The 8,561-nt window shown below is 70.3% G+C and carries 6 protein-coding genes; 3 read left to right on the top strand and 3 right to left on the bottom strand.

Translation table 11 applies throughout. The annotated features are described in order from the left end of the window. Positions 1-17 precede the first annotated feature (17 nt). Positions 18-1,655 (top strand): acyl-CoA synthetase, encoded by a 1,638-nt coding sequence (locus AC5Y5V_RS15905; RefSeq protein ID WP_499936971.1) that lies wholly within the window; start codon positions 18-20, stop codon positions 1,653-1,655. Here AC5Y5V_RS15905 and AC5Y5V_RS15910 read toward each other — a convergent pair. Continuing rightward, positions 1,648-3,465 (bottom strand): PPE family protein, encoded by a 1,818-nt coding sequence (locus AC5Y5V_RS15910; RefSeq protein ID WP_499936918.1) that lies wholly within the window; start codon positions 3,463-3,465, stop codon positions 1,648-1,650. The genes AC5Y5V_RS15905 and AC5Y5V_RS15910 overlap by 8 nt on opposite strands. A 67-nt stretch (positions 3,466-3,532) precedes the next feature. Continuing rightward, positions 3,533-4,162: a phosphotransferase-like protein gene (locus tag AC5Y5V_RS15915; protein ID WP_499936921.1), complete on the bottom strand. Its 630-nt coding sequence runs from the start codon at positions 4,160-4,162 to the stop codon at positions 3,533-3,535. A gap of 242 nt (positions 4,163-4,404) precedes the next feature. Between AC5Y5V_RS15915 and AC5Y5V_RS15920 the strand changes: the two genes are divergently transcribed. After that, positions 4,405-6,747 (top strand): PE family protein, encoded by a 2,343-nt coding sequence (locus tag AC5Y5V_RS15920; RefSeq protein WP_499936925.1) that lies wholly within the window; start codon positions 4,405-4,407, stop codon positions 6,745-6,747. A 27-nt stretch (positions 6,748-6,774) separates the two neighbouring features. Then, entirely contained in the window at positions 6,775-7,563 is a 789-nt protein-coding gene (locus tag AC5Y5V_RS15925) for an IclR family transcriptional regulator (protein WP_499936929.1), read from the top strand. A gap of 15 nt (positions 7,564-7,578) precedes the next feature. Here the strand turns inward: AC5Y5V_RS15925 and AC5Y5V_RS15930 are convergent, their stop codons facing one another. Further along, positions 7,579-8,409: a polysaccharide deacetylase family protein gene (locus AC5Y5V_RS15930; protein WP_499936974.1), complete on the bottom strand. Its 831-nt coding sequence runs from the start codon at positions 8,407-8,409 to the stop codon at positions 7,579-7,581. Positions 8,410-8,561: the final 152 nt, after the last annotated feature.

Genomic DNA, 8,561 nt, shown 5'->3' on the forward strand with positions numbered 1-8,561 from the left:
GCACGATGATGAAGCCCGTGGAATTCAACCTGGCCCAGGTGTTCGGCGCGGTGGCGGCGGCCAATCCCGACCGGGATTGCATCGTGTTCGGTGACCGGCGATTCACCTACGCGCAGATCGACGACCGCTCCCGCCGTTTCGCCCGCGCCCTGCACGAGTGGGGTTTGGGCGCCCGTCGGGAACGCTCCGAGCTCGCGCCGCACGAGTCGGGCCAGAGCCACCTCGGGCTGTACATGGCGAACTGCAACGAGTTCCTAGAGGCCATGCTCGGCGCATACCGGGCCCGTGTCGCCCCGTTCAACGTCAACTACCGCTATGTCGCCGACGAACTCGTCTACCTGCTCGACAACGCCGGCGCCGACGCGATCATGTACCACGCGCGGTTCGCGCCGACGCTGGCCGAAGCGCTGGGCAAGCTGGGCGGCGACCCCCGCCTGATCCACGTCGACGACGCCTCCGGGAACCCGCCGCTGCCCGGTGCGGTGCGCTACGAGGAACTGCTCGCCTCGACGTCCGATGAGCCGCTGCACGTGGTCCCCGCGCCCGATGACCTCTACGTCCTCTACACCGGCGGCACCACCGGCATGCCGAAGGCGGTGCTGTGGCGGCAACACGACATCTACCTGAACGCGATGGGCGGCCGGACGTTCGGCAGCGGCCAGACGGTGAGCAGCCTGGAGGAAATCGTCGAGCGGTCGCGGCCCGACGGGCCAGGGTCGATGACCGCGGCGCCGCTCATGCACGGCGCGGCGCAATGGGCGGCATTCATCAACCTGTGCACCGGACGGCCGTTCGTCATGGCGCCGACGACCACCCACTTCGATCCGGCCGAGGCGTGGGCGCTGGCCAGCCGGGAACGCGTCATCTCGCTGTCCTTCGTCGGCGACGCCTTCGGCCGGCCGTTGGTCGACGCACTCGAGTCCGGCGATTACAACCTGTCCGGGCTGTTCGTTCTGGTCACTGGCGGGGCCGCGCTGAGCGCGCCGCTCAAGCAGCGATTCGTCGAGCTGCTGCCGCACGTGACGATCATGGACACGGGCGGGTCGTCGGAATCCGGCGCCCAGATGGGTCAGTACTCCAATAGCGCGCTGAGCGCGTCGGGGCGGTTCGTCCCGAATCCGGGCGCGGTCGTCGTCAGCGAGGACCTGACCCGGATCCTGTCACCGGGCGACGACGAGATCGGCTGGCTGGCGCAGCAGGGTCTGATTCCGTTGGGCTACCTCGGCGACCCGGAGAAGACCGCGCGCACGTTTCCCGTCATCGACGGGATCCGGCACTCGGTCCCCGGCGACCGGGCACGCTGGGGCGCCGACGGCCAAATCGAGCTGCTCGGAAGGGATTCCGTCACCATCAACTCCGGAGGGGAGAAGATTTTCGCCGAGGAGGTCGAGGCCGCGATCGCCGAGCATCCCGCGGTCTACGACGTCGTCGTCACGGGCCGTCCCAGCACGCGGTGGGGAAACGAGGTGGTCGCGCTGGTCCAGCTGGCCGACGGTGCGCAGGCATCGCAGGACAGCATCGTCGCCGAGGCCGCCCGCCACATCGCGCGCTACAAACTGCCCAAGGAGGTCGTCTTCTGCGACAGGCTGCAGCGGTCGCCGTCGGGCAAGGCGGATTACCGGTGGGCCAAAGCCCAAGTCGCGCAGCCTAGTTGAAGAAACCTGCCTTGCCGTCACCCTTGTTGAAGAACCCTGAGCTGCCGGTGCCCGCGTTGCCCACGCCCGAGCTGTAGATGCCCGAATTCCAGGCCCCCGAGGTGTGGTTGCCCGTGTTGAAATAGCCCGCGTTGGCGAACCCGGTGTTGAAGTACCCGACGTGGCCGCGGCCGCCCTCGTTGCCCATGCCGGAGGTGTAGCCGTAGTCGGCATCCGTCATGTTCAGGTAGCCGGAGGTGTCGCTGCCGGTATTGGACCAGCCGGAGAGGTTGTAGCCGTTGTTGCTCAATCCTGAGTTGACCGCGCCGGCCGGGGTGTCCGAGTGGCCCAGGCCGTTGTTGACGCTGCCCGAGTTGAACAGGCCGGAGTTGACGCTGCCGGAGTTGAACAGGCCGGAGTTGAAGTAGCCGGAGTTGAACGACCCGGTGTTGGTGCCGTAGTCGGCCGAGTTGAAATTGCCGGTGTTGCCGGAACCGCCGTTGCCGAAGCCGCCGTTGTCGTAGAACACGTTGCCGGCGCCCACGTTGCTGGTGCCCGCGTTACTCCAACCGAAGTTGTAGTCGCCGCCGTTGCCGAAGCCGGTGTTGACCGAGCCCGCGTTGCCGAAGCCGGTGTTGACCCAGCCGGCGTTGCCGGAGCCGAAGTTGCCGTTGCCGGAGTTGCCGAAGCCGACGTTGTTGTCGCCGGAGTTGAAGAAGCCGATGTTGTTGTTGCCGGTGTTGCCGAAGCCGATGTTGCCGCTGCCGGTGTTGAGCTTGCCGATGCCGAACTTGTTGTCGCCTTCGAGCCCGAAGCCGATGTTGTTGTTGCCGTGGTTGCCGAACCCGTAGTTGCCGTTGCCGATGTTGGCAGACCCGACGTTGTCGGAGCCGAGGTTGCCGCCACCCACGTTGCCCGAGCCGAAATTGCCGCTGCCGATGTTGCTGTCGCCCCAGTTTCCGAAACCGAAGTTCCGGTTGCCGACGTTGCCGTTGCCGACGTTTCCGTTGGCGTAGTAGTAGGGGTCCTGGCCGGTGTCGGTGTTGCCGTTGCCGCTGCCGAAGTTGAGGTTGCCGATGTTGCCGTTGCCGAAGTTGGTGTTGCCCGAGTTACCGCTGCCGACGTTGGTGTTGCCGACGTTGCCGCTGCCAAGGTTTGTATCGCCCCAGTTTCCGCTGCCCAGGTTCGTATTACCGGTGTTTCCGCTACCCAGGTTCTTGCCGCCCCAGTTTCCGCTGCCCAGGTTGAAGTCGCCGTTGTTGCCGATGCCCAGGTTCCACGCGCCGGTGTTACCGATGCTGGTGTTCAGGCTCGCCAGCTTCTGCTGCCAGGACGCCAACTGGCTGGCGGCCGCAGACGCCCCGGCGTGGTAGCCGGCCATCGCGGTCACGTCCTGCGCCCACATCTGCTCGTAGATGCCCTCGATGGCCGCGATCGCGGGGGCGTTCTGCCCGAAGAGGTTTGCGCGGACCAGCGACACGAGTTGGGATCTGTTGACCGACACCGTCGCCGGGTGGACGGTCGCCGTGCGCGCCGCCTCGTAGGCGGCCGCCGTCGCCTTCGCCTGCCCCGCGGCGCCCGCGGCCCGGGCCGCCGCCGCACCCAGCCAGCCGGCATAGGGTGCCGCCGCGGCCGTCATCGCCGCCGACGCCGCGCCCTGCCAGGCCGAGTCCACCAGCCCCGAGGTCACCGACCCGAATGATTCGGCGGCCGCGCCCAATTCGGCGGCCAGCCCATCCCAGGCCGCGGCGGCTGCCAGCATCGGCCCCGAACCCGCGCCGCTGAAAATCAGCGCCGAATTGACCTCCGGTGGAAAGACAGAGAAATTCACCGCGCCCGCCCTTTACCTCAGCTCAACGAGAAGACGGTATAAGAAGTCGGGCGGCCTATCGGCGGTTTCAGGGCAGAAGGCGTTCTTGCAGCCGCAGGAAAGCCGTGGGCTCGCGACAGGCCTGATAGCGCTGGTGCAGTTCGCGCGCCAGTGTGGAGGCCGGGGTGGCCGTGGTGTCCAGCTCGAAGTCGTATTCGGCGTCGGCGTGGGCGGCGCGGGCGCTGCCGCGGTTCCAGCCGGCGTAACGGTCGCCGCGCGCCTGTTCCCGTCGGGCACCCTCGGCGTCCGACACGTGCACCCCCACCATCCAGACCCGGTAGCCGTCGAACACCCGCAGGGCGTCCACCAGCCACTCGCGCTTCCAGATCACGTCGTCGGCGACGACGTTCATGCCGTCGTCCAGGTAGGCGCGGATGGCGTGATAGCGGGCGTGCATGGCGCGGTCCAGGATCGGGCCCGGATGCACGGTGAACCAGTCCAGGCCGTCGGGCTCGACGACACTTTCCCAGCTGTAGTACTCGGGCCGCACCTGGGCGAGATCGAGTTGCCTGGGCGGCAGGGCGAGCCAGAACACGTCGATGCCCAGGTGCATCCAGCATTCGTCGGCGACGTCCTGAAACGCGACGGCGATCGACGTCTTTCCCGCGCTGGATCCGCCGTTGAGCAGGATGAGCTTGCCTTCGGGCCGATCTGCCATAGCCGCCAGAGATTACTCCTTTTCGATGCGGCATTTGGTGCCAATTCGGAAACGAATTGGCCAGCACGGGAATGGAATACGCGCGCGGCGTAACGGCGGTGCGGCGCCGCCCGATATCCAGGGGTGCGCGGGGGTGCGGGCGAATTGCGCCGCGCCGCTGAATACACCGTGCACACGCCGCACCGGCGATACGATTCGCCTCGCCGCAGTCGGCGGTGCCGTGACCCGGTGGGAGGTTACAGATGTCGTATGTGATTGCCGTGCCCGAGGCGGTGCGAGCGGCGGTGGGGGATCTGGCCGGGCTCGGATCCACGCTCACGGGCGCCAACGCGGCGGCGGCGGGTCCGACGACGAGCATCGCGGCCGCCGCGCAGGACGAGGTGTCGGCGGCGATCGCGGCGGTGTTCGGTGCGCATGCTCGCGACTATCAGTCGCTGAGCGCCCGGATCGCCGCGTTCCACGACGAGTTCGTGCAGACGCTCGGTTCCGGCGCGGGTGCCTACGCGGCCGCCGAGGCCGCCAATGCCACGCCGCTGGCGGGTTTGGCCGTGTTCTCGCCGGTGCAGGCGCTGACGGGACGCCCGCTGTTCGGCAACGGCGCGAATGCCGCGCCGGGGTCCGGCCTCGCCGGGGGTCAGGGCGGATGGATCTTCGGCAACGGTGGTAACGGCGGATCGGCGACCACGGGCGTCGGCGGCGCCGGCGGCGCGGCCGGGTTCATCGGCAACGGCGGGGCCGGCGGGCAGGGCGCGGCGGGTGCGGCCGGCGGGATGGGCGGACACGGCGGGACGCTGCTGGGCAGCGGCGGGACCGGCGGCGTCGGCGGCACGGGCGGTGGCACCGGCGGGGTCGGCGGGACCGGCGGCTTCGTCGGCAACGGTGGCAGCGGGGGCGCCGGCGGTGCCGGCGGCGGGGTCGGCGGGACCGGCGGCGGCGGCGGGGTGTTCGGCAGCGGTGGGTTCGGCGGCGCGGGCGACGTCGGCGCGAAGGGCGGTAACGGCGGCGACGCGAACTTCTTCGGCGGCGGCGGTACTGGCGGCGTCGGTGGGGCCAACGCGAACGGCGGCGATGGCGGCGCCGGCGGGGTGTTCTACGGCAACGGCGGCGTCGGCGGCGTGGGTGGGAGCAACGCAAACGGTGGTAACGGCGGCGCCGGTGGGTTCTTCGCGGGCAACGGCGGTGCTGGTGGCCAGGGTGGTGTCGATGTCCTCGCTACGGGTGCCGGGACCGGCGGCAACGGCGGCAACGCCAACTGGTTCGGCGCCGGCGGCGCGGGCGGGCAGGGCGGCACCGGCCTGGCGGGCGCGAACGGTGTCAACCCCGTCCCGACCGGCACGGCCGGACCTGGTGGGAATGGCGGGAGCGTCACCGCCAACAACACCGGCCCGATTGTCGGTGACGTAGGGCTTGGCGCTAGCGGTGGCACCCCGGGCAACAACGGGGGCCCGGGCGTGACCGGCGGCACCGGCGGATCCGGTGGCAGCGCGTCATTCACAAATTCCGGCTCCGTCTCGGGCAACGTCGACGTCACCGCCGGCAGCGCCGCAAACGCGGGCACTACCGGCGGCAACGGCGGCAACGGCGGCAACGGTGGGGCCGGTGGGAACGCCACGATCACGAATACCGGCACGATCGGGGGCGACGTCACTGCCACCGCCACTGGCGGCGGCAACGGCACCAGCGCAGGAGCCGGCGGCGGAAACGGTGGCAACGGCGGCGCCGGCGGCGCAGCACAGGTCACGGGTACCGGCACCACCACCACCGGCGGGGCCGGCGGCGCGGGCGGTAACGGCTCCACGACACTGGGCGCGAATGGCGGTACCGGCGGCACCGGCGGGGCGGGCGGCAACGGCGGGCATGGCGGGATGTTCGTCGGCAACGGCGGCGTCGGCGGCGCGGGTGGCACCGGTGGTGTCGGGGGTGCCGGCGCCGGCGGCTTCTCAGGTGGAAACGGCGGCGGCGGTGGATCCGCCCTGGCGACCACCGGCGACGCGACCGCGGGTAATGGCGGTGCCGGCGGTGTCGCGGGTGGCATCGGCGGCACCGGCGGCGTCGGTGGGACCGGCGGGGTTGGCGGCCACGGCGGCGACGCCGGATTCATCGGCAACGGCGGTGCCGGGGGCGCCGGCGGCGTGGGCGGAACCGGCGGGACCGGCGGCATCGGTGGTGCCGGTGGTAGCGGCGGTGCCGGGGGAGCGGCCGCCGGAACCGGCACCGTGATTGCCGGCAACGGCTCCGACGGCCTGGTCGGCAGCGACGGCGGCGTCGGCGGCCAGGGGGGCGCGGGTGGCGCCACGGGTGGTGCCGGTGGGGCCGGCGGGACGATCGGTAGCGCGGGTGTGTCCGGAGCGGCCGGCGCAGGAGGCGACGGCGGCGTGGGCGGCCAGGGCGGCAAGGGCGGCAGCGGCGGCAACGGCGGCGACACCACCGGCGGCGCCACCGCGACGCCCGGCATCGGCGGAAATCTTGCGCTCGGCGGCGCGGGCGGCGCGGGCGGGGCCGCCGGCGGGGCGGGCGGCAGCGCCGGCATCCAGGGCAACCAGGGCATCCCGGGCGACCCCGGCACCAACGGCACGGCGAGCTGACCGAGACCCGCAGGTACCGTTACCGGCATGGCGAAGAAGGGCTCAGGGGCCGCGGATTCTGTTGCGCCCCAGTACCCGATCGAGTCCGTCGACAATGCGCTGAAGCTGCTGTTGCTGCTCGGCGAGCAGCCTCAGATCCGGCTGAGCGAGGCGACCCGGTATCTGGGCGTGGCGTCGTCCACCGCGCATCGACTGCTGGCGATGCTGACCTACCGCGGGTTCGTCCGTCAGGATCCGGTGTCCAAGGCGTACCTGCCAGGCCCGGCGCTGACCGGTGTGGCCTTTGCGATCTTCGGCCGCCTCGACGTTCCGGCCGTCGCCACGCCGATCATGCGCGGCCTCAGCCAGCGCCTGCGCGAAACGATCCACGTCGGGATGCTCGACGGCGCCGCCGTGCGGTTCGTCGCCGCGGTCGAGGGCCCCTCCGCGGTCCGGGTGGCGTCCCGGCTGGCCCGGACGATGCCCGCGCATTGCACGTCGACGGGCAAGGCCATGCTGGCCGAATTGTCCGAAGCCGAACTGCGGCAACTGCTTCCGCGTGAGGAACTGGAGCGTGTCACGACGCGCTCGATCGGCAGCCGCACCGAACTGGAGGCCGAGCTCGCCCGCGTCCGCGAACGCGGCTACGCCGTCAATCGCGAGGAGAGCGAGGAAGGCGTTGCCTCGGTTGCGGTTTCGATACCGGTACGCGCCCCGGGCCTGCGCCTCGCACTCAACGCGGCGGCCCCGCAGCACCGGCTGGAGCCGGCGCAGTACGCCGGCGTGGCCGCGGCACTTGCCGAGGCGGCCAAGGAGATTGGCGATCAGCTCGGCTAGCCCTTTTGCGTCTGCTCACCCCAGCAGCGTGCGGTGCGGGATCTCCGGCCGCAGGAACACGTCGTTCAGCGTCACGGTGCGCAACTTGCGGGCCCGGATGATGTCCACCAGCTGCCCGTAGACATGCGTGATCGACGGATGGTTGAGGTGGCCGATCACGATGTTCTGCGGAGTGAAATACTGCTGTGCCTGCTTGACGATCTGGTCCTCGGGAATCACCGCGGAATCCTTCAGATCACCGCTCCACAGCGTAGGAACGTGATAGCCCAGATCCGCGGCCACGGCGTCGACCGCGGCATTGTGTCGGCCATACGGCGGCCGGAAGTACGGTGCCGCGTCCACGCCATAGGTGTTGCGCAGGAACGCGTCGGTGGTCCTGAGTTCTTCGGCGATCTTGTGCGGCGGAATTTTCGTCAGATCAGGATGCGTCCAGGTGTGGTTGGCCAACTGGATCTGCCCGGAGTCCACGAGCGGTCGCAGCAGGGCGGCGTTCTCGGTCCACGAGCGGAAGGCGCCGGTGACGAAATACGTGAGCCGCACGCCGGTGTCCTTGGCGAATTGCGTGTACAGGCGCACCACGTCGGTGCTGACGCCGTCGTCGACCGTCCAGGCCACGAGGTCGCTGCCGGGAAGCTTGTTGAGCACCGCACCGCCGGGCAGCGTGACACGGGATGCAGGGCCCGGCGGCGGCAGCAATTTCGGTACCGCCGGCGTGATCGGGTTGGGCGCCGCGCCGAGTACGTCGGCGCGCGCCACGGTCTCCCTGGGTCCGTTACCCGAGGACCACGAGATCCCGGTAACCGCGACCGTCGCGGCGACGGCGACCAGAAACCGCCGCCGGTCCAGATGGCTCACGTGTGCACTCCTCACAGTCCCCTGGGAGGCTAAGCCGCCCGACGCTGCGATGCCTCGCGCTGCCGTCGAGTGTCGCCGGGCGATGCGAACTTGTGACTTTCACCCCGCGAGCAGACGCGAAAGCCCCCATTTCGGGACGAAAT

Source organism: Mycobacterium sp. NGS68 (assembly GCF_059812195.1).

What these genes read in the sequence shown, in the direction of transcription:
- AC5Y5V_RS15915 (WP_499936921.1), bottom strand. Translation starts at nt 4,162, where the DNA reads ATGGCAGATCGGCCCGAAGGCAAGCTCATCCTGCTCAACGGCGGATCC.
- AC5Y5V_RS15920 (WP_499936925.1), top strand. Translation starts at nt 4,405, where the DNA reads ATGTCGTATGTGATTGCCGTGCCCGAGGCGGTGCGAGCGGCGGTGGGG.
- AC5Y5V_RS15925 (WP_499936929.1), top strand. Translation starts at nt 6,775, where the DNA reads ATGGCGAAGAAGGGCTCAGGGGCCGCGGATTCTGTTGCGCCCCAGTAC.